A 21124-nucleotide genomic window follows, 5' to 3' on the forward strand; every position below is an offset into this window, starting at 1 on the left:
ATGATGGGGCCAACGCCCATTGAACATTTTTTGAAATTATGTGGAATGAATGAGAATTATGAATCAGCAAACCATTTTTCCTTCAATGGGATAGCCTCTTCATTCTGCATTCTTTCACTTATTTTGGTTCTCCACTCCACTCACTTTTGATTTAGGTAGACGTCCATGATCACCCCTGTACAAACCCTCGTTCCCATGGTCATTGAGCAAACCGGTCGTGGTGAACGTGCATATGACATTTACTCCCGGTTGTTGAAAGACAACATTATCTTCATCGGCACCCCAATTGACGACATGATCGCCAATCTGGTGGTTGCGCAACTTTTGTTTTTGGAAGCCGAGGATCCGGACAAGGACATTTCGCTCTATATCAACAGCCCTGGCGGCTCCATCACCGCTGGAATGGCTATTTACGATACCATGCAGTTTATCCGGCCTGATGTGACCACGATTTGCGTTGGCCAGTGCGCCTCGATGGGTGCGTTGCTGCTGGCTGCCGGAACGAAAGGCAAACGCTTTGCCCTGCCCAATTCGCGCATCCTGATCCACCAGCCATCCGGCGGCGCCCAGGGCCAGGCCACCGACATCCGGATTCAGGCCGAAGAAATCCTGCGCATGCGGGAACTCACCTCCAACATTTTGTCCAAGCACACCGGACAGCCCTTCGATGTGATTGAACGCGACGTTGAACGCGACCGGATTATGTCAGCCGTCCAGGCGAAAGAATACGGTTTGATTGATCAGGTCTTAGCCCATCGCGAATAGTCAACCCTGGCTTGCCCCCGCGGTCCCTGGTTGATTGCCAGCCGGGGGCCATTCGGGTGGGCGTTTTGACGCTAAACCCGACTTTCACGGTTCATTAATTATTATTCTTCCCCCTGGAGCTACGTGTGAGAAGAGAAGAGACACTCCGCTGTTCTTTTTGTGGAAAAACCCAGAATGAAGTCAAAAAACTCATCGCCGGGCCCACCGTCTATATCTGCAATGAATGTATTGATATCTGCAACGAAATCATCTCTGATGACGCCCATCAGGAAGCCACCGCCCAGCGTCCCCAGCTTCCCAAACCGGTCGAGGTCAAAGCCTTTCTCGATGATTATGTGATTGGGCAGGATGAAACCAAGAAAAAACTGGCAGTGGCCGTCTATCAGCACTACAAGCGGATGGATATGCTCAAGCGCCGGACCTCGGGCGATGTTGAAATCCAAAAAAGCAACATCTTGCTCATTGGACCGACCGGCACGGGCAAAACATTGCTCGCCCAAACCCTGGCCCGGATGCTCAACGTGCCCTTTACCATCGTTGATGCCACCACGCTGACCGAAGCCGGGTACGTGGGTGAAGATGTCGAAAACATCATCTTGAAACTGTTGCAGGCGGCCAATGGCGATATCGAACGAGCTCAACAAGGGATCATCTATATTGATGAAGTTGATAAAATCTGCCGCAAAGATGAAAACCCCTCCATTACTCGCGATGTCTCGGGCGAAGGGGTCCAGCAGGCACTGTTGAAAATTCTGGAAGGCACCATTGCCAACGTTCCACCCCAGGGCGGACGCAAACACCCACATCAGGAGTTTTATCCGGTTGATACGTCAAACATCCTGTTTATTTGCGGTGGGGCGTTTGTGGGCATCGAAAAGGTCGTCGAACGCCGGGTCGGGAAGAAATCGCTGGGATTCAATGCCAAACTGGAGTACAAACGGTTTCACCGCAACTCTCAGATTTTGGAACTCACGCAACCGGAAGACTTGATTAAGTATGGATTGATTCCGGAATTCGTCGGACGCCTTCCCGTCATGGGCACGCTCCACGAACTGGATGAAGCCGCCATGGTTGATATCCTGACCAAACCCAAGAATGCGTTGATCAAGCAGTATCAAAAGCAGTTTGAATGGGATAACGTCAAACTCCGGTTTACCGAGGAAGCCTTGCAAACCATTGCCCGCATGGCGTGTGAACGCAAAGTCGGCGCCCGTGGCTTGCGGATGATCCTCGAAGAGTTGATGCTCGACTTGATGTATAGCCTGCCGAGCCAGAAAAAAATCAAGGAATTTACCATCACCCGTGAAATGGTGGAAACCCGGCGCATTACCTTACCCTTGCTTGAAAAAGCTGGATAATAAGGGAAGGCGCATCCGTGCCGACTGGTACATATCAATCAAGCACTCACTTGCTTTCTTTGACAGATCCATTCGGGCCAAACACCTGCTGTTGTCAATCACACACCGTGTCTGCCTGATGTGGAAGAACTATTAGAAAAAAAATTGATAGAGAGATTTATGGAAGAATATCATGACAGTACGCCGGAAGATGTGGCCCTGTACCCCATGGTGCCAATTCGGGATGTGGTGGTTTTCCCGCATACAGTCGTCCGGTTCAAGATTGGTCGGCCACCCTCAGTCAACGCCATGGTGCAGGCCCTGAAAGGGGATCGCATTATCTTTCTCGCCACTCAACACGATGCGACCATCGAAGAACCTAGCATGGAGCAGGTCTTCAAGATCGGAACACTGGCTCGTATTTCACATCACCTCCAACTGGCCGATGGCAACATCAAGGTCCAGTTCGAAGGGCTTGAACGGGCCAAGTCAGTCCGCTTTGAAGAGCATCCGGATGGCTATTGGGTGGCAACCGTCAGACGCTCACCGGCAATGGTTGACCGGAGCCCGCGAGTCAACGCCCTGATGAGCAAGCTCACCTCCCTGGTTGATCAGTATGCCCGCCAAAATCCGGAAAATCCGGAAAACCTGCACGCGGATCTTCAGATCGAGGATCCGTCACGCCTGGCTGATGCCATTGCCAATCACCTCAAGATCAGTGTCGAGGAAAAACAAAGCGTCCTGGAACTGTTTTCGCTCTCGGACCGACTCAACCGGTTGATTGAAATCCTGGACATCGAACTGGAAAAAATTCAGGTTGATCGTTCGGTTCAAAATCGAGTGAAAAAGCAGATGGAGCGGGCCCAGAAAGAGTATTACCTGAACGAAAAGATCAAGGCCATCAACAAGGAACTCGGGCGCAAGGACGAAAAAGCCGAACTCGAAGAACTCAAAAAGAAAATTGACTCGGCTGGCATGAGCACTGACGCCTACAACAAAGCCATGACGGAACTGCGCCGTCTTGAGCAAATGCCCCCAATGTCGGCTGAATCCGCCGTGTCGCGCAACTACCTGGAATGGCTGCTGGCCGTGCCCTGGAAAGAGCGTTCGGAAGAAGTGACCGACCTGAAATTTGCCGAAGAAATACTCGAAAGCGACCATTATGGGTTGGAAAAGGTCAAGGAACGCATTCTTGAATTCCTGGCCGTCCGCCAGTTGATTGAAAATCCTAAAGGTTCCATTTTGTGCTTCGTTGGCCCTCCAGGCGTTGGAAAGACCAGTCTGGGTCGCTCAATTGCCCGTGCCACTGGCCGCAAGTTTGTGCGCCTGTCGCTGGGCGGCGTGCGTGACGAAGCCGAAATCCGCGGCCACCGTCGAACCTATATCGGCGCTCTGCCCGGCCAAATCATTCAGATGATGAAGAAAGCCGGCACCGTCAACCCGTTGATTTTGCTTGATGAAATCGACAAGCTCGGCATGGATTTCCGTGGCGACCCGTCATCAGCCCTCCTTGAAGTCCTTGACCCAGAACAAAATAACTCGTTCCAGGATCACTACCTCGATGTCGAATATGATCTGTCCAAGGTGATGTTTATCGGCACGGCCAACGTCCTGCACACCATTCCTGCCGCCTTGCAGGATCGCCTGGAAATCATTCGACTCTCAGGGTATACCGAACGCGAAAAAATTGAGATTGCCAAACGCTATCTGGTGCCCAAACAACGGGAAGCCACCGGGTTGAAGTCGGATATGATTGACTTCAGCGAAGGCGCCATCACCACCGTCATCGAGAACTACACTCGTGAAGCGGGGGTGCGAAGCCTGGAGCGTGAGTTATCTTCAGTCTGCCGCAAGGTCGCCCGAAAAGTTGTGGTGACGCCGGAAAAAGCAGCCTTTCACGAAACAGTCACCTCTGAAGCCATCCTCAACTATCTAGGTCCGATCCGATTCCGATCCCAAATGATTGAAGAAGAAAGTGAAGTTGGGCTGGCAACCGGTTTGGCCTGGACTGAAGTCGGTGGTGAAGTGCTGCATATTGAAACCACCCTGATGCCGGGCCGGGGACAACTCACACTGACTGGAAAATTGGGCGAAGTGATGCAGGAATCAGCCCGAGCCGCCATCAGTTATGTTCGCTCGCGGGCCAATCAGCTTGGCATCTCCCCCAATTTTTACAAACGTTATGACCTGCACATCCACATTCCGGAGGGCGCCATTCCAAAAGATGGACCATCCGCCGGAATCACAATGGCAACGTCAATTGTGTCAATTTTGACCGATACCCCCATCCGCAAGGATGTGGCGATGACCGGTGAAATCACCCTGCGTGGCAAGGTGCTCCCCATCGGTGGCTTGAAAGAAAAACTGCTGGCCGCCCACCGGATTGGCATTCGAACGGTGATCATCCCACGTGAAAATCAGAAAGACCTGGTTGAGGTGCCCAAGGAAATCCTGGAACTGCTGACCATTCATCTGGTTGACCACGTTGATCAGGTCCTGCGACTGGCCTTAAAACCAGGTAAGACCAAAAATGAAACCGCCGAAGTGTCACCCTTGTGGAATCCCAGTGTGACGGAAAGCAATCAAATTTCACCCCCGCCGGTTGAATAACTTCACGACAGAAGTGCGTGGCAAAATTCACGCACTTCTGCCTTCCTCCTTGAAAAATTTTCGAGTGCAGAGTACATTTGCGTCGAGAATCCGCTTCCCAACTGCCGTTGACTCCCCACACCACTCAAAATAAAAAGGTTATGAAACCAGTTGTTGCGCAGTTTGTGTGTAGCGCCGTTTCTCCGCACCAATACCCTACAGACAGACTTCCTGAAATTGCATTTCTTGGACGCTCAAACGTTGGCAAATCAAGCCTGATCAATTCCCTGCTTCGGGTCAAAGGACTGGCTCGCACCAGCAGCACCCCAGGCCGAACACAGCTCATCAACTTCTTTCGCATTAACAACGCATTGTATTTTGTCGATCTGCCTGGGTACGGATATGCCCGTGTTCCCACCGAAATTCGGCAACAATGGGCACCGATGATTGAAAAATATCTCATTGACCGGGCCCCACTGGCGCTGGGAATTGTGATTGTTGACAGTCGGTTGAAACCAATGGATCTGGATCGGCAAATGGTTGAATGGTTGGATGCCCAACACGTTCCACTGTGCGTGGTGGCAACCAAAGCGGATAAGCTCTCAAACAACCAGATGGCGACTCAGTTAAAAGTACTCCGAGAGACATTTGGCCAATCCGTCATCCCATACTCTGCTTTAACCCGAAAGGGCGCCGATGAAGTTTGGCGGATGATTCGACAGGCGGGCGAACCAAAACCACCCGCAGTCATCACCGCCACCAGTTAAAGCACCAGACCGTTTGCACCTGATACCCAGACCACTCAACTGGCACCCCATGTGCTGCTCGCGGAATTCGATTTGTGATCTCCCAACACCATTGTTTATGCGTCCGTAAAACGCAGACCATCTCACGTTAACGTCAAAGGCATCAGTAACCTCGCCTACCTTGTTTGAACTTGTGACCTGCCTGAATACCAAGTTCCACTTCGCACGATTTCAGTCTTGAAACCTGCAATCTGAAACCATTTACCAAATTAATTGTTCAAGGGCTTGAATTGTATATGGATGAACCCATTGACACATCTACCAACGGGCTAATGGATATCGCAACGCTCAAGGAGATGAACATCTCCCAGTTGACCAAAATTGCCCAGGAGTATGACATTCCCGGCGCCACCGGGATGCGCAAGCAAGAGCTGATTTTTAAGATTTTGCAGGCGCAGACTGAAAAATCCGGATTGATCTTTTCAGAAGGTGTGCTGGAATGCTTGCCGGACGGATTTGGCTTTCTCCGTGCCCCGGATTACAACTACCTGCCGGGGCCGGATGATATTTATGTCTCACCCTCGCAAATCCGGAAATTTGATTTGCGGACCGGAGACACCATTTCTGGACAAATCCGCCCCCCAAAAGAAGGCGAACGCTATTTTGCGCTGATCAAGGTTGAGGCAATTAACTTTGAACCACCAGAAGTCAGGCGCGAAAAGATCTTTTTCGACAACCTGACTCCACTCTATCCCCACCAGCGACTGGTGATGGAAACCAGCCCCGATAACCTGTCGGCTCGGGTGCTGGATTTGATCACCCCGATTGGCCGTGGGCAGCGTGGACTCATCGTGGCACCACCTCGAACCGGGAAGACGATGTTGCTCCAAACCATTGCCAATTCGATCACTCGAAATCACCCAGAAGTTATGCTGATTGTGTTGTTGATTGACGAGCGTCCCGAAGAAGTGACGGACATGCAGCGCAGCGTCCAGGGAGAGGTCATCAGTTCAACCTTTGATGAACCGGCAACCCGTCACGTTCAGGTGGCGGATATGGTGATTGAAAAGGCCAAACGCCTGGTCGAACACGGTCGCGATGTGGTGATTTTGCTTGATTCCATTACCCGCCTGGCCCGCGCCCATAATGCCACCGTCCCACCATCAGGAAAAATCCTCTCCGGCGGCGTTGACTCAAACGCCCTGCAACGGCCCAAACGGTTTTTTGGTGCCGCCCGAAACCTCGAAGAAGGTGGCAGCCTGACCATTATTGCCACGGCCCTGATTGACACTGGATCCCGAATGGACGACGTCATCTTTGAAGAATTCAAAGGGACGGGCAATATGGAAATCCACTTGGATCGCAAACTGGTTGAAAAACGCATCTTCCCGGCGATTGACATCAACAAGTCGGCAACCCGTAAGGAAGAACTGCTGATTCCGAAGGAAGATCTGAACCGAATCTTTGTGATGCGTCGGGTGCTCAGCCCGCTTTCAAGTGTCGAATCAATGGAACTGATCACCGAACGACTTGAACGGACGAAGAGCAACACTGAATTTCTGGCTTCAATGAATACCTAAAACTGGTTCTTTGTTCTTTGTTCTTCGCAAATATTGGTTCCTAAGCTCCACGTACCAGGTACAAAACACCACCTATGCACATTTTACTTGCGGTTTCTGAAGTTGCTCCCTATGCAAAAACTGGTGGACTGGCTGATGTTGCCTCAGCATTGCCCAAAGCGCTGGCCGCTCTGGGTGAACAGGTCACGGTGGTCATGCCTCGCTATGGATTCATCCATACCGGCGAAGAAGTCTGGTATAACCTGCCGGTGCCATTTGCCCACACCATCAAACACATCCGCCTTTTTCGGGAAAGCCTTGGCAAAGCCACCATTTACTGGATTGATACCCCAGAGTATTTCTCACGCGGAAAAGCCATTTATGGTGAATCGGATGATCCGGAACGATTTGCTTTCTTCTGTCGCGCCGTTCTTGAGGTTGCCCGCTGGCTTGGAACCCCGCCTGATATCATTCATTGCAATGACTGGATGACGGGCCTGATCCCGGTGTATTTGCGGACGGTATATGCCACGGATCCATACTTTGCCGGGACGGCCACACTGCTCAGCATCCACAACCTCGCGTTTCAGGGACTGTTTAGCCCATCACAGTTACCCAGGTTTGGTCTGTCAATGGAACTCAACACCACGGATGGCGGCCTTGAATTCCGGGGCACGGCCAGCATGCTGAAAGGTGGGCTGGTGGCAACTGACGCCATCTCAACCGTGAGCAAGAAATATGCCCAGGAAATCCAGACCTCTGAATACGGCTTTAAAATGGAAGGACTGCTCCATGCCCGCCGCCATGACCTGATTGGCATTCTCAATGGCGTGGATTATGACGTCTGGAACCCAGCCACCGACAAAAACATCGCCGCCAATTACTCGATGGGAGACCTGTCAGGCAAACGGATGTGCAAAGCTGATCTGTTAAGCCACTTTCACCTGCCCCACGAACTGGATCGCCCATTGATTGCGGTGGTATCGCGCATTAGTGATCAGAAAGGGTTTGATTTAATCCGGGATGTTTCTGGTCGAATGCTGCAGGCTGGGGCCTTCTTTGTACTGCTGGGGTCGGGGGATTCCCAATATGAGAACTTCTTCCAACGCCTGCGGGACTTTGCTCCACACCGCGTTGGGGTCTATTTTGGCTTCAACAATGAGCTGGCGCATCGGATCGAAGCGGGCGCGGATATCTTTTTGATGCCGTCCTGGTTTGAACCCTGTGGCCTCAACCAGATTTATAGTCTTAAATATGGCACCATCCCGATTGTGCGTGCAACTGGCGGGCTTGATGACACCATTCAGGATTTTGACCGAATAACCCGGACTGGAAACGGGTTTAAATTCCGTGCGTACCGGGCAGATCGGCTGATTGAAAAAATTTACGAAGCCTTGCTGCTCTATAACGATCAGGATCTCTGGAAGTCAATTATGCTCAATGGGATGAAAGCCAATCACTCCTGGGAAGTGGCGGCTCATGAGTATTTGGATGTCTATCGGATCTTGAAACACACGATTCGTGAACGCATGTAACGCCTGCGTGCAGTTCTTGCGTTCATTCCTTAAATCTTGTATGCAACATCATGCACAACCGCTATTGAAAAAGCCTGGAAAGGTTGAGCTGGGTCGAAATCCTTTCCAACTGCGTTTTCCCGAATTCAAATCCATGTTTGAATTTCGCAAATGATCTGGATTCCAGGGTTACGGCACAGCTTTTGAACGGCAGGTGAGCAATTCGCAATCAATTTGGATTTGAACAATATTAGGAGGATGAACCATGAGTGGTAGCATTGTAGAACTTACTGACGGCACCTTTAAAAATGAAGTGTTAGCCTCAGATATTCCGGTGTTGGTGGACTTCTGGGCGCCGTGGTGTGCGCCTTGTCGGATGCTGTCCCCAACTATCGAAGCTCTCGCGGATGATTATCAAGGCCGCGCCGTCGTCGGAAAAATGAATGTTGATGAAAACAACATCACACCAGGAAATTATAAAGTTCAAGGGATTCCAACCCTGATTCTTTTCAAAGCTGGTGTTGAACAGGAACGACTGGTCGGAGCGACATCAAAAGATAATATTGCCCGTATGATTAACAAGCACCTGGATGTCCCCTCAAGTAAGTTGGGATAACTCAACCAGGAACGACGAAATCAGACGTTTGTGCCTTTGCAGTAAGTTTTTCGAAAACCGCCAGTAATTGCGATTGGTTGCACGCAGTTACTGGCGGTTTTTCTTTGGTTGGGGCTGAGAAAACACGGGCTTGGGGCTGAGGGCTGAAGACATTGGTTTTATTTCATCCTTCATCCTTCATCCCTCATCCCTTTCTGTGCTCCGAGCCTGCGAGTCTTCAGCCCTAGGTTTCAACCACCCATCGCTCATCGGCTTCAGAGAGAGTGGGACGTTGCCACTGAAGGAAAAATCGTGCGATGACCGCTTCGGGAACCTGACGACTTCGGGTCTGGTTGCGGCGAAGCGCTTCAGAGAATGGCGTAGCCAAAACCACGGCAATTGACCTGGCGCCACAGGTACGCCCAATTCGCCAGACTTGTGACCGGTGCTTTTTCAAAAGGTTGGTCGCGTCAAAGATGACTGATATCCCGGCACGAAGCGCCCTCCGAACTCGTGAGTGGGCGGTCTTGAAGATTTTGAGATTAGCACCCTGGTCAGTGGCATCTCCGAGGAGTTCCGCCCGCAAATCATCAGTTGAAACAATCACAATCGGTGAAGTGGCTGTTGCGGTAAAGGTTGAGATCCAGGTGCTTTTGCCGCTGCCTGGAATTCCGGAGACAACCCACAACGATGGGGTTCCGGGTTCCGGGTTCCGGGTTCCGGGTTCCATATCCGTTAACCTCTTTGTACCCCTCAATTGCCGACCTGGAAAAAACTGCTTGATTTTGGATTCAATTTCCTCATAAGTAGCTGCAGTCGTTTGGGATCCAGAATTTCTGGTTGGAGTCTGGTCAGTTAGTGTTTCAAGGGCGCCCCAGAGTAAATTGCGCTTCACCTGTCCACTTCGACAGGAAGCAAATTCAGGTATCGCTAGCAATGTTTGAGTTGATTGCCCTAAAACCCGATTGAGCCGTGCTCGTGAACAGCCTGGCCGGTTCAATTCGGCTCCAACCCGATTGAGTTGCTCGATAAGGACTTGTACCGGATTTAAACCGGAACGGGCATCCAGGCTGGACGCACTTCCTTTTTCATCATAACTAGAAAAATCTTGCGTCATACGAATGTTGTTTTTTAATGCGGCGAGATTTGTTTTTACTGCTTTTCTTTCGTGCTTCAGCGTGATTTCATTGTTAAAATGCGTTTGCTCAGTTTGTCTCCTGCGGATCCAAATTTTTATCAAAATTGTGTACGGCGAATTTTCACAAAGCAATCAGATTCCTTACTGAGTTGCGATTGGCTGTTCTTTGTAACCGGCAACCCGGCAATTGAGCACCCGCTCCTCTGGTCAATCACAGTTGAACAGTGTACGGTCACCCTGGTCATCAGGCCCTTTCACTGTGCCAAAACTGGCCCTCCTGGGCCTTCAATCGTCGGACCCAGTTCAATTTGAATCAGTTCCAGTCGCCAGGCACCAGCGTGAAACCACTATCCCGGAAATGAACATACACTTCAAATGGAACTTCACGAATTACGACTTGTTTTTATCACCATTGATTCAGTTGAAGCAGGACGCATACTGGCAGAACACCTTGTTTCCAATCATCTTGCCGCCTGTGTCAATATCATTCCCGCCATTGAATCAATTTATTTTTGGGAAGGATCGCTCCACCGGGACCCCGAGGTTCTGCTCATCGCCAAAACCACGGCTCAGGTGTTTCCACAACTTGAAGTCGCGGTCCGCGCAAACCATCCTTACACCACGCCAGAAATTCTGGCTTTTCCGGTAAGTCAGGTATTTCAAGGTTATGCCGATTGGGTGATTACATCGGTCACACCTCAGTCTGGGGACACCTCCAAATTGAGCGCAACTGACCCATCTGGGCAATAATCAATGACGGCTGAACCACCAGTCATTCGCTTCATGAGTCAACTTTTTTAAGCTTGATCTGTTTTTGCCCCGCTGCACGCTGAGAAAGCAATAAAAGACGAGAAGAGGATTAACTTTCATGCAACCCAATCGCCCAGATGCCGAAGGAGTCATTCTTGATGCTGAACTCCTTCTGAAATACCGAATGTTTGATCGTGCCCTGACAACGCTTGAGGGTGCATTGGCCGATTTGCCTCGGAGTATCCCTTTACGCGAAAAACTCTGTGAAATCTGTGTGGACCAGGGGCTGAAAGAAAAGGCGATTGAGCACTTGCTGGCGCTTTCTTCCCTCTATTTGGAAGGCGGAAAACTGGATCGAGCGAATTATGTTCTGATGCAGGCCAAACGGCTCAACCCGCAACTGTCTATTACCGCCCGACTCAACGCCATTAAGGAAGCTGAAAATCCCCGTCCTCGTCAAATGATGCCTCAACACCCCCAACCCGGACTGGTGATGCCTGGATACGCCGCTCCCATTCCCATGGCTGGGATGTATGGCCGGCCAAGCGTGAAGGTTATTTCTGGCGACCTGAGCAGCGTCAGCCTTTTTGATGTGGTTCAAGTGATTGAAAACAGCCGAATTACAGGTATCCTTGGACTTCACTCACCTCAGGTGGTGGGACGCATTTACTTCAATAGCGGTCAAATTGCCGATGCAGATACCGGAAACCTGCGTGGAATTGACGCCTTCCGAAAATTTGTTGACGTCAACGAAGGAATGTTTGAAGTCGAAAAGTCCGCCGTCGAGTTTAAGCAAAACATCAATGCCATGAGCAACACCAACTTGATTCTGGATGTCTTGCGCGAACTCGATGAAGAGCGCTCTGGAATGACCGGCGCCCACGACGAAGGCCATGTTCACTAAAGAATGAAAAAAGTGGTTAGTGGTTAGTGGTTAGTGGTTAGAAATCAATAATTTCGAAGAAAAACCAGGAACCAAAAACGAATCACTAACCACTAACCACTAACCACCAACCACCAACCACCAACCACTAACCACCAACCACCAACCACATTCTTCATTCGCCTTCTATCTCATCCCCAGGAAATTCCCAAAAATCTGGGTCCCAGGATTAAAGAAGAGGATTTTCTCCCCTAGCCGAACGGTTGGAATGACCCGCCGGCCACCGCTCCATTGAATGATTTTTTCTGGCGCTCCTGGTGTTGATTCAATATCCACCTTGGCAAACGATTTTCCAGCCCGTTGCAAATAGCTTTCTAAAAATCGGCAGTCCGGGCACCATCCGGCGCTAAAAACCGTGATCGGTAGCCGGTCAATGTCGCTGTCTTCAACCAGGCTTCCCCGCTCAAACATCCGCGACAATACATCTGGTGCTGGCTGCAGAAAAAGTGCCAGGATTTTTTCACCGACTCGAACCAGTGGGAAAACATCGCTTTGGCCTTCGGTCCAGCGCTCGACATTGGCCTGAGCGTTTTTGTCTTCGCGGACATCAACTTCAGTGAAGCGAATCGCCTGGTTTTGAAAAAAAGTTCGTATCGTTTCAACCTCCAGAGTCAATTCGGCACGATACAGATATACCGGAAAATTCATAAATACTCCTTATCTAAACACATACTCCACATAAGAAACTCTTACCACCATACACGTAAAACCGGGGAGCCAGGTATCTTTGCTGAAAGACAGGGGAAGATCAATCCCAAGTCCCCATTGACATTTTTTATCACTCTCCGTAACATCCTGCCAGATTTAGCCTTATGTCGTACAAGGGGTCATCACTTATCCCTCATCATATTCACCATCCAACACAGGTGCGACATGACGCAACCCAAAGTGCAAATCAATAAGCAGATTCCGGACAAACTGTTTTTCAAAATCGGCGAAGTGTGCGAGTTGGTTGAGGTTGAACCACACGTGCTCCGCTATTGGGAACAGGAGTTTCCGCAACTCACACCACAAAAAAATCAGGCCGGACAACGGGTCTATCGGCGGCGTGATGTCGAAATCGCCATGCGAATCAAGGCATTGCGCGAAGAAGAAGGCTTTACCATCGCCGGCGCGAAAAAACGGCTGGCGCAGGAAATGCGGTCTGGCTCAAAACTGAAGGTCGTCCCAATGGAGCGCCCAACAGAAGTTGCCCGCCCGGCACCGCCAGTTGAGCCGCCACCGCCAGTGACGATTGAAATGGCGGGACCAGTCGCTGAAATCGCCAGTGAACCTCCCTTGCCCACACCTCCGGCTGAATTGGAAACACTCACGATTGTAGGGTCGGAATTTGAGGAAACACCCCCAGGCCAGTTCTCGGTAGAACAAAAAGCCGCATTACGCAAGATTCGGACCGAACTGGAAGCTTTATTGACATTGCTGAGGTAGGAGTGCTATAAGCCAAAGTTCTCTTTGTCATCCTGGATTTTCCTTGTCGGGACGTGGCGCAGCCTGGTAGCGCGCACGCTTGGGGTGCGTGAGGTCGCTGGTTCGAATCCAGTCGTCCCGACCATCAAATTTGCACACACAACAGTGGTAGTTTTCTTGAGGTGAGCTACGGGCAATTCTTCGCGCGGCTCACCTTTTTTACTTTCAAAGGGTGTTCGATGACTCGCATTCTGGTTACCAATGACGATGGGATTTTTTCTGAAGGCATTGTCCGGTTGGCTCAGGAACTGGAACAACTCGGAGACGTCATGGTGGTGGCGCCTTCTTCTGAAATGAGCGCCGCCTCGCATTCGCTGACCTTGATCCGGCCACTCCGGATTATTGAAGTTCGCCCCAACTGGTATCGGGTGGACGGCACTCCCACGGACTGTGTCGTTTTAGCCCTCAATCAAGTTTTGAAAGACCAGCCCTGGCCGGATTTGGTGGTGTCGGGAATCAACCGGGGCGCCAATCTGGGTGACAACGTGACCTATTCTGGCACGGTGGCGGGTGCCCTTGAAGGTTCGATTTACGGCCTCCCCAGCATTGCCATCTCACAGGTTGGGCGTGAGAAATTCAATTTTGAAAAGGCCGCCAAATTTGCCCGCCAGATTGCCCAAAAAGTCCTGACCGAAGGCTTACCCAAAGGCACCCTGCTCAATGTCAACATTCCACCTGGTGACATCAAAGGCGTGAAAATCACCCCAACCGGCAGCAAAATCGCCGCCACCGCGATTGTTGAAGGTCGTGACCCGCGTGGGATGAAATATTTTTGGATTGGGGAAGACAGTGTATCCTGGCACGAAGTGCCTGGCGTTGACTTTGAAGCCATTCACGAGGGCTTTATTTCAATCACGCCGCTTCGCAATGATTTGACCGATCATCAGGCACTGGCCAAACTCAGGCATTGGGGCGACATTACGCCGGAACTTGACTAAATTGAGCGAAATAGCGAAATAGCGAGTAGCGAGTAGCGAGTAGTCAATCAAAGAGCCAGAACAAATCACCTGGTCACCTTGTCACCTTGTCACCTTGTCACCTTGTCACTTTGTCATACAGGGGGAATCACATGAAATTCATTACTGCCATCCGACTCGCGGTTATGATGGTGCTCTCGGCCATCTTCTTTTCGATTCCACTGGTGATTGCCCTGCCTCTTTCGCCTAAAGGGCGGCGCAAAGTCATGTTTTACCCGTGGTTTGGATTTGCCAATTCATTAAAGCTGCTTTTTGGAGCCACGGTTCAGGTTACGGGTCGCGAATATATCGGAGGCGAGTATGAACAACATCACCTCTATATTTGCAACCACCTGAGCATGGCGGATATCCCGATTCTGGTCACGGTGTACCCACTTCCGTTTGTGGCAAAAAAAGAAGTCATGAAGGTGCCGATCATTGGCTGGGCGGGTTGGATGTCGGGAAATGTGTCGTTTGATCGATCAGACCCGATTGCCCGCAAAAAGGTAGTCTATGAAACCCTCCGGCGAATCAAAAATGTAAATTCGATTTATATTTTCCCTGAAGGCACCCGCAGCAAAACCGGAATTCCCAAAGCTGAACCGTACCTCTCGATGATGGCAGCGGCCTGGACGGAGAAGGTTGATGTGATTCCCATGGCCATTCATGGCTCAAAAAATGTGCTCACCGACTTGACCAGTGATGTCCGCATCAAGCTGGATCCCCCCATGCGATGTGCCGACTATCCGACGGCTGATCGGTTTGCCCAGGCGTGCTGGAGTCGGGTGATTGAAATGTTTTATGAACTTAACGCTGACGCCAAAGCGGCTGGCAGCCGAACTGCAATTCCAGCCGAAATGGTACCGCCGACCCCGGTTACAGCCTCAACCCGATTCAACGAAGTCTTTGAATCAGTTTCCCAGGAAATCCATGACGAACCCTCCACAACCGAATGATTCACCCGAAGTCGAACTCACTGACACCGAACCAGCAGTTGAACTCGAAGTTGAACCCGACCAAACCGAGGAAATTGAAGTTGAGGCCGATGACGCTGATGAGGCTGAGGCTGAGGATCTCGAAGATGAAGATGAACCCTCAGAAGTTGAAATGGATGAGGATGAGGAGACCACTCCGGCTTCATTTCGATCTGGCTTTGTTGGCATTCTTGGCCGCCCAAACGCTGGTAAATCAACGCTGATCAACCACCTGGTCGGTGAAAAAATCGCCGCTGTTTCCGATAAACCCCAAACCACCCGAACGCGAATCCAGGGCATTGTGACCTTGCCTGATGAAGGTCAAATTGTGTTTGTGGACACGCCCGGCGTTCACAAACCAGGCTATAAACTCAACAAACGAATGATGCAGGCAGTGCTTGATACCATTCAAACCGTTGACCTTTTGCTCCTGCTGCGTGATGCGTCGGTTTCAACCGGCAATGGCGATAAGTTTGTCCTGGAAATGGTCAAAGAGGCTGGCAAACCGACATTTTTGCTGCTCAACAAAATTGACAAGGTTGTTGATAAAACCGCCCTTTTGAAGTTGATGGAGTTCTACCGAAATGAATACGAATTTGCGGAATTCATTCCACTTTCAGGTCTCAAAGGCGACAATACCAAACTCCTGACCCAGAAAATCCTTGAATACCTGCCAGTTGGGCCGCACTTGTTTGAAGAAGATGCGCTGACCGACCAGACCGACCGCATGCTGGTGGCCGAATTGATTCGCGAGCAGGCCCTGCGGGCGCTCTCACAGGAACTTCCCTTCTCGATTGCCGTGATGACCGAACAATGGGAAACCCGCCCAAATGGCGTGGTTCATCTGGCCTGTGTGATCTATGTCGAACGCGAATCCCAACGCGCCATTGTGCTCGGCAAAGGCGGTGCCAATATGAAAAAAATCGCCATTGCGGCTCGCAAAAACATTGAGGCAATGCTCGACACCCGAATCTTCCTCGAACTCTTTGTCAAAGTTCAACCACACTGGCGCAATGACGAACGCATGCTGGATCTGATGGGAATTGAGAAGCTTGGCAGCGAATAGCAGACTTGGGGCAATTGAAGGGATGAGGGATGAAGGATGAGGGATGAAATAAAACCAATGCTTCAGCCCGATTTCTTCAGCCCGGTGCCTTTAGCCCTCAGCCCTATACCCCATAAACGCCAGGATAAGGAAAATTTGAACCATCCGTTTGTCTTTTATGTCGCCCTTGCAGGGCTTGGATCTCGATCTGACCGGGACCGTGGGCTTCGCACCACGGCTATTAAACGACGACCCTTCGGGCCTCAAACCCTTATCCTGGCGCTTATGGCCCTATACCCTCAGCCCCGTTCTTCAGCCCAATGGGTTTTTCATTGTGCGCAAATACTTTCCCCACATCACCAAACCCATCCTGATTCTCGGACTGGTGAGCCTCTTTACTGACATTGCCAGTGAGATGCTCTATCCGGTGGCACCGCTTTTTTTGAAAAGTCTTGGTGCTTCAACAGTCTTAATTGGTGCATTGGAAGGGTTTGTTGAATTTATCTCCGGGCTTTTGAAAGGCTATTTCGGCGCACTTTCAGACCGTAAAGGGTCGCGGGCCGGATTTGTCCGGGCTGGATATGCCCTGTCGGCACTGGCCAAGCCGCTTCCAGGCATCTGGACAACAGTTGGAGGTGTCGTCACCGGAAGAATCACTGACCGGCTTGGAAAAGGGATGCGCTCGGCGCCAAGGGATGCACTGCTGGCCAGCTATGGAGGGAAGAAATCTCAAGGCGCCGTCTTTGGATTTCATCGGGCAATGGATACGCTGGGCGCCGCACTTGGACCGCTTCTGGCGCTTGGGTTTCTAGTCCTGTATCCAAACGCCTTTCGTGAATTGTACCTGCTGGCGTTTATCCCCTCGATTCTGGCGGTAATCGCCACCTTTTTTGTCTCCGAAGTTCCCTTCACTCCCAAATCCGACACCAAACCTTTTGCTCCGTTTGCGGTTTTTTCCTACTGGTCAGCGTCACCGGCGGCCTATAAACGCATCGTCATTGGCCTGACGCTCTTTGCCTTCGTCAACAGCAGCGACGTGTTTTTGATTTTGAAAGCTGGAAAAGTTGGATTTTCGACGGCAGCGGCGATTGGCGGGTATGTCTTTTATAATCTGGTGTATGCACTGGCGGCTTATCCACTGGGCGTACTGGCGGATTCATTTGGAAAACGACGCGTGCTGGTGAGTGGACTGGTTCTCTACGCCGTGGTGTATGCCGGCTTCGCCTTGTTGACCCAATCCTGGCACGCCTGGGTGCTCTTTGCCTTCTATGGTCTGTATGCGGCAGCAACTGAAGGAATTGCCAAAGCCTGGATGGCAGATCTTGTACCGAACGAAGACCGTGGCAAAGCGATTGGACTGCAAACCATGCTTGCCAGCTTTGGGACGCTCGTTGCCAGTCTGGTCGCTGGAATTCTGTGGGATTACATCAGCCCTAACGCGCCATTCTGGCTCGCGGCAGTCGGTGCCATCGCTGCTATTCCCCTTCTCAAAAAGTCAGTACCGCCTGCGTGAGCGGGTGGGGATTTTTTCTCAACCCACTCGCTGACACAAGTGGTACTGACTTATCTGAATTCCCCCTGAATCATAAACGGCGCCCAGTAAAACGGGGCTTTCCACTTTGGATTTTTAAGCATTTCCAGTTGAGCCGCTCGCAAAGCCGCTGCCGGAGATTGTTTCTGGTTGATCATTTTTCGATAAAAACTGGTCATCAAGCTGGCAGTGGCTTCGTCATTGACGCTCCAGAGACTCACAATAACCCGTTTGGCACCGGCGTACATAAAACCACGCGTCAATCCAACCATCCCTTCGCCCTTAATCTGTTTCCCAAGCCCGGTTTCACAGGCGGAAAGCACCACCAGTTCGGCTGGAAGCGACAGGTTATAGATATCAAGCGCCCGTAAATAGCCGTCCACCGGCTTTCCAGTTTCATCAATCAGTGAAAAAACCAGGGCTGAAAGATCAGGCCGATCAGCATCAATTAACCCGTGAGTTGCCAGATGGATGTAGGAATATTTACTTAATTCTCCGCTGGTAATTGCCTGACGATTGGCGGCAAAGCTCACCAGACGGGTGCTGTTTTTGGCGCCGACCAGCTTTGAGATTTGATCAGCTTCGACCCTGGTAAATGGCAACCGGGGAATCTGCAGGTTCACAACCCCTTGCGCCCCTTCGGCTTTACCAGTCTCTTTTTCGCGCTCCAAGATGCGATTGTAGATGCGCTTTTGGGCTGAAAGCGTCACCGATTCGGCTGATGCCTGGGAGTCAGTCACTGACTTTCCTTGAAATCGTTCATCCCGTGGGTCAAAGACCGGATCGGCCACGATAGCCACCGACACCGGTTGGGCGACTCTTCCCGCTGTTTCTTTTCTCAGAATTGAGAGTGCGGAAGCCGATGGCAACATCACGATTTCGTTCTGAGCCACCAGCAACCGGGAAGCAGTTTGCCTGGAACGCGACGCTTTCTTCACCGGCAGGCAGCCAAACGGAATGTATTGCAACGCCCCATCCGGCACAATCAGCACCCGTCCACGACCAAGCTTCCCCGCCAGTGGCTGAAGCACCATTCCGGCAAGTTGTTCCAAATCCTGAGTCATCACAATTGATAACTCATCCCTGTATTTTTTGAGATTTTGCTTCTCTTTTGGAACGTGAAGGGTCGAGCCAGACAACACAAGTTTTCGATCAGGCAAGAAATCTGACAGTTCGGCTGTTGGGCGGCGGAGGAGTTGATAGACTTCTTCGGCCAGCGCTTCGATCTCGGACTGTTTCGGTAATTCAAAGCTCAGAAATTCGGTTGGGGTAATCACCCACGCGTAACTGCGGGTCTCAGCCAGTGCGTACTCGACCAGCACCGTTTTAGAATCAAGCAATGAATCCTGAATCTCCTCAACGTTGAGGGTTTGCGGTTGAGTTAAGGCGGCATAGCGGGGACTTGTAGCGCGAATCTGATCCTGTACCTGCCGGTATTCTGCTGTGACTTCGTCAATTTCTTTCTTGGCGGCGATTTCCTGTTCAGGAGTGAACTGAGTGGTAAGCAATCGTGCCAGCCGCTCAAACTTGCCCGTTAACCGTTGCCGGAGTTCGGTTTCCCGAGTCACCAGCTTTGGGTCAACACCTTCGCGAATGTTCACATTGCTTTCCGACAACAACTCCAGCAGACTCCGCGCCCGCGACTGTTCGCTCACTTGAAATGCCTGACGGTCATAGCCCACTTTCGGGTTTTCCTTGTGAAGTTGCATCAACACATCAATGTAAAGCCGGTAATATGGTTGAGATTTCCCAAAGTAGCTGGTCCGAAACTCCTGGGTCAGTTGGGCCCGTGTGTTTTCGACCAGTGAAATGACCTGTTCAAGTCTGGTGCGAGCATCCTCCTGTTTTCCCTGTCGCAGGTTCACTTTTGCCAACCCAAACAGCGAATCAGATTGCTCCGCCCGGTCACCGACTTGTTGACTGAGTTCAAGCGCCTTTTGAAATGATTCGGCGGCTTTTTCCAGATTTCCCTGGGTGAGCAAAGCAATTCCAAGCCGGTTGAGAGAAAAGGCTTGCAAATTCACGTCCCGAACTTCACGCGCAATCCCGAGTGCCTGTTCGTGATAGGAAACCGCTTCCTGGGCTTTTTGCTCTTTCAGGAGAGCCTGGCCAATAAAATTCAAGGTGAACATAATCCACTTGCGATCTTTGGCGCCCTCGCTCAAAGCCAGTGATTGCTTGTAGTAATCAAGCGCCTGGGCCGTAAATCCCTGGCTGGCGTAGTAATTCCCAATATGTGCCAGCGTCACCCCTTCGCCCTGTTTGTTGCCAATTGCCTTCCACATTCCCAGCGCATCTTCGTAATACTCAAACGCTTTTTCTTTATCTCCAAGTGCATCAAAGAGATAGCCTTTCGCGTCAAGTGCAAAGGCTTTGGGCCGCGACCCTTTGGTATTTTCCAAAATTGCCAGTGCCCGGTTATAGGATTCGAGCGATTTTTGAAATTCACCAACTGAGCGATACATCACGCCCAGGTTGATGCTGACGGCGGCCACGGTTTGCAATTCACCAAGTTGTTGCAGGGCTTCAAGCGCCTGGGTGTAGTACTCCAGGGCTTTTACTTTTTCGCCCAGATTGTTGTAAACCTTGCCTAAGTTATTGATGGTAATGGCCTCACCGGTTTTATCACCGACTTTGCGAAAGAGCGGCAAGGCAAGTTCATAGTTTTCAATGGCCTTCTGTTTCTGGCCAATATCATCAAAAACCTTGCCTGAGTTGGCCAGAACCTCAGCCTGCCCCTGGTCATTGTCGGTTTCACGCCAGATGGGGAGTGCCTGTCCATACACCTCCAGGGCTTCGGGCTTTTTCCCTAACTCGTCAAGGAGCAATCCGATTTCATTGAGTGTTCGGGCCTCTTCGGCACGGTTTTTGGCGGTTTGCCAGAGGGTCAGGGCTTGCTGAAACAGCGTGACCGCCCGTTCTAAATTGGGTCGCGTCCGTTCCTGAAGGATCTGTTTGGCTTCTTCGACCAGTTTGGTCGCCTTTTGACTGGCTTCATCTGAATCCGACAGAGCCGGTTGTCCTGTTGAATTGGCACTGCTTGCTGGCGAAGTTTGTCCAAATACACTGTGAACACATCCAATCGTTAGACAAAAAACGATGCTTAAAATAAATAGATTGTTTGATATAGGAATTTGAATCTTTGCCTTTCCATGAAAATCGGGAAAAGCAATTGGAACGTGTTGGGGGTGAAAATTTGACATCTCTTTTTCCTT

General features: G+C 50.9%; 17 protein-coding genes and 1 tRNA gene. 15 read left to right on the top strand and 3 right to left on the bottom strand.

The annotated features are described in order from the left end of the window. The first annotated feature begins 165 nt into the window (after positions 1–165). From clpP to trxA, 7 genes are all read left to right on the top strand, one after another. Positions 166–765, top strand: coding sequence for an ATP-dependent Clp endopeptidase proteolytic subunit ClpP (gene clpP / locus HY774_14980; protein MBI4749789.1), 600 nt, complete (start codon positions 166–168; stop codon positions 763–765). Between the two features lie 125 nt (positions 766–890). Continuing rightward, positions 891–2123: an ATP-dependent Clp protease ATP-binding subunit ClpX gene (gene clpX / locus HY774_14985; protein ID MBI4749790.1), complete on the top strand. Its 1233-nt coding sequence runs from the start codon at positions 891–893 to the stop codon at positions 2121–2123. Between the two features lie 159 nt (positions 2124–2282). Beyond that, complete coding sequence (lon, locus tag HY774_14990) at positions 2283–4712, top strand: endopeptidase La (protein ID MBI4749791.1); 2430 nt, start codon at positions 2283–2285, stop codon at positions 4710–4712. A 140-nt stretch (positions 4713–4852) separates the two neighbouring features. Next, the gene (locus HY774_14995; protein ID MBI4749792.1) at positions 4853–5458 is read left to right on the top strand and encodes a YihA family ribosome biogenesis GTP-binding protein; all 606 of its coding nucleotides are present in this window, start codon (positions 4853–4855) and stop codon (positions 5456–5458) included. Between the two features lie 311 nt (positions 5459–5769). Next, positions 5770–7017: a transcription termination factor Rho gene (rho, locus tag HY774_15000; protein MBI4749793.1), complete on the top strand. Its 1248-nt coding sequence runs from the start codon at positions 5770–5772 to the stop codon at positions 7015–7017. Between the two features lie 74 nt (positions 7018–7091). After that, positions 7092–8531: a glycogen synthase GlgA gene (gene glgA, locus HY774_15005; protein ID MBI4749794.1), complete on the top strand. Its 1440-nt coding sequence runs from the start codon at positions 7092–7094 to the stop codon at positions 8529–8531. A gap of 244 nt (positions 8532–8775) precedes the next feature. After that, a complete protein-coding gene (gene trxA, locus HY774_15010) occupies positions 8776–9126 on the top strand; it encodes a thioredoxin (protein MBI4749795.1) in 351 nt (116 codons plus the stop codon). 223 nt (positions 9127–9349) lie between these two features. Here trxA and HY774_15015 read toward each other — a convergent pair whose 3' ends face one another. After that, complete coding sequence (locus tag HY774_15015; GenBank protein MBI4749796.1) at positions 9350–10222, bottom strand: AAA family ATPase; 873 nt, start codon at positions 10220–10222, stop codon at positions 9350–9352. A 396-nt stretch (positions 10223–10618) separates the two neighbouring features. Between HY774_15015 and HY774_15020 the strand changes: the two genes are divergently transcribed. Both HY774_15020 and HY774_15025 read left to right on the top strand, forming a co-directional pair. Then, positions 10619–10993 (top strand): divalent-cation tolerance protein CutA, encoded by a 375-nt coding sequence (locus tag HY774_15020; GenBank protein ID MBI4749797.1) that lies wholly within the window; start codon positions 10619–10621, stop codon positions 10991–10993. Positions 10994–11111: 118 nt separating this feature from the next. Beyond that, entirely contained in the window at positions 11112–11897 is a 786-nt protein-coding gene (locus HY774_15025; protein ID MBI4749798.1) for a DUF4388 domain-containing protein, read from the top strand. Between the two features lie 165 nt (positions 11898–12062). Here the strand turns inward: HY774_15025 and HY774_15030 are convergent, their stop codons facing one another. Beyond that, complete coding sequence (locus HY774_15030) at positions 12063–12584, bottom strand: hypothetical protein (protein MBI4749799.1); 522 nt, start codon at positions 12582–12584, stop codon at positions 12063–12065. A 225-nt stretch (positions 12585–12809) separates the two neighbouring features. Between HY774_15030 and HY774_15035 the strand changes: the two genes are divergently transcribed. The 6 genes from HY774_15035 (at position 12810) to HY774_15060 (ending at position 17891) form a co-directional block, all read left to right on the top strand. Further along, positions 12810–13364, top strand: coding sequence for a MerR family transcriptional regulator (locus HY774_15035; protein ID MBI4749800.1), 555 nt, complete (start codon positions 12810–12812; stop codon positions 13362–13364). A 47-nt stretch (positions 13365–13411) separates the two neighbouring features. Further along, positions 13412–13488, top strand: a tRNA-Pro gene (locus HY774_15040). Positions 13489–13582: 94 nt separating this feature from the next. Then, complete coding sequence (surE, locus tag HY774_15045; protein ID MBI4749801.1) at positions 13583–14341, top strand: 5'/3'-nucleotidase SurE; 759 nt, start codon at positions 13583–13585, stop codon at positions 14339–14341. A gap of 131 nt (positions 14342–14472) precedes the next feature. Then, positions 14473–15315, top strand: coding sequence for a 1-acyl-sn-glycerol-3-phosphate acyltransferase (locus HY774_15050; protein MBI4749802.1), 843 nt, complete (start codon positions 14473–14475; stop codon positions 15313–15315). A 151-nt stretch (positions 15316–15466) separates the two neighbouring features. Beyond that, positions 15467–16399, top strand: coding sequence for a GTPase Era (gene era / locus HY774_15055; GenBank protein ID MBI4749803.1), 933 nt, complete (start codon positions 15467–15469; stop codon positions 16397–16399). Positions 16400–16556: 157 nt separating this feature from the next. Further along, positions 16557–17891, top strand: a complete 1335-nt coding sequence (locus HY774_15060; GenBank protein ID MBI4749804.1) for an MFS transporter — start codon at positions 16557–16559, stop codon at positions 17889–17891. A 50-nt stretch (positions 17892–17941) separates the two neighbouring features. Here the strand turns inward: HY774_15060 and HY774_15065 are convergent, their stop codons facing one another. Then, positions 17942–21112, bottom strand: a complete 3171-nt coding sequence (locus HY774_15065) for a CHAT domain-containing protein (GenBank protein ID MBI4749805.1) — start codon at positions 21110–21112, stop codon at positions 17942–17944. Positions 21113–21124: the final 12 nt, after the last annotated feature.

It is taken from the genome of Acidobacteriota bacterium (assembly GCA_016208495.1).
Classification (GTDB): domain Bacteria; phylum Acidobacteriota; class Blastocatellia; order Chloracidobacteriales; family Chloracidobacteriaceae; genus JACQXX01.

Coding starts and splice junctions, on each gene's coding strand:
- HY774_15020 (MBI4749797.1), top strand. CDS start 10,619: ATGGAACTTCACGAATTACGACTTGTTTTTATCACCATTGATTCAGTT.
- HY774_15065 (MBI4749805.1), bottom strand. CDS start 21,112: ATGTCAAATTTTCACCCCCAACACGTTCCAATTGCTTTTCCCGATTTT.
- HY774_15035 (MBI4749800.1), top strand. CDS start 12,810: ATGACGCAACCCAAAGTGCAAATCAATAAGCAGATTCCGGACAAACTG.
- HY774_15030 (MBI4749799.1), bottom strand. CDS start 12,584: ATGAATTTTCCGGTATATCTGTATCGTGCCGAATTGACTCTGGAGGTT.
- surE (MBI4749801.1), top strand. CDS start 13,583: ATGACTCGCATTCTGGTTACCAATGACGATGGGATTTTTTCTGAAGGC.
- clpP (MBI4749789.1), top strand. CDS start 166: ATGATCACCCCTGTACAAACCCTCGTTCCCATGGTCATTGAGCAAACC.
- HY774_15050 (MBI4749802.1), top strand. CDS start 14,473: ATGAAATTCATTACTGCCATCCGACTCGCGGTTATGATGGTGCTCTCG.
- lon (MBI4749791.1), top strand. CDS start 2,283: ATGGAAGAATATCATGACAGTACGCCGGAAGATGTGGCCCTGTACCCC.
- glgA (MBI4749794.1), top strand. CDS start 7,092: ATGCACATTTTACTTGCGGTTTCTGAAGTTGCTCCCTATGCAAAAACT.
- HY774_15015 (MBI4749796.1), bottom strand. CDS start 10,222: ATGACGCAAGATTTTTCTAGTTATGATGAAAAAGGAAGTGCGTCCAGC.
- HY774_14995 (MBI4749792.1), top strand. CDS start 4,853: ATGAAACCAGTTGTTGCGCAGTTTGTGTGTAGCGCCGTTTCTCCGCAC.
- rho (MBI4749793.1), top strand. CDS start 5,770: ATGGATATCGCAACGCTCAAGGAGATGAACATCTCCCAGTTGACCAAA.
- era (MBI4749803.1), top strand. CDS start 15,467: ATGGATGAGGATGAGGAGACCACTCCGGCTTCATTTCGATCTGGCTTT.
- trxA (MBI4749795.1), top strand. CDS start 8,776: ATGAGTGGTAGCATTGTAGAACTTACTGACGGCACCTTTAAAAATGAA.
- HY774_15025 (MBI4749798.1), top strand. CDS start 11,112: ATGCAACCCAATCGCCCAGATGCCGAAGGAGTCATTCTTGATGCTGAA.
- HY774_15060 (MBI4749804.1), top strand. CDS start 16,557: ATGTCGCCCTTGCAGGGCTTGGATCTCGATCTGACCGGGACCGTGGGC.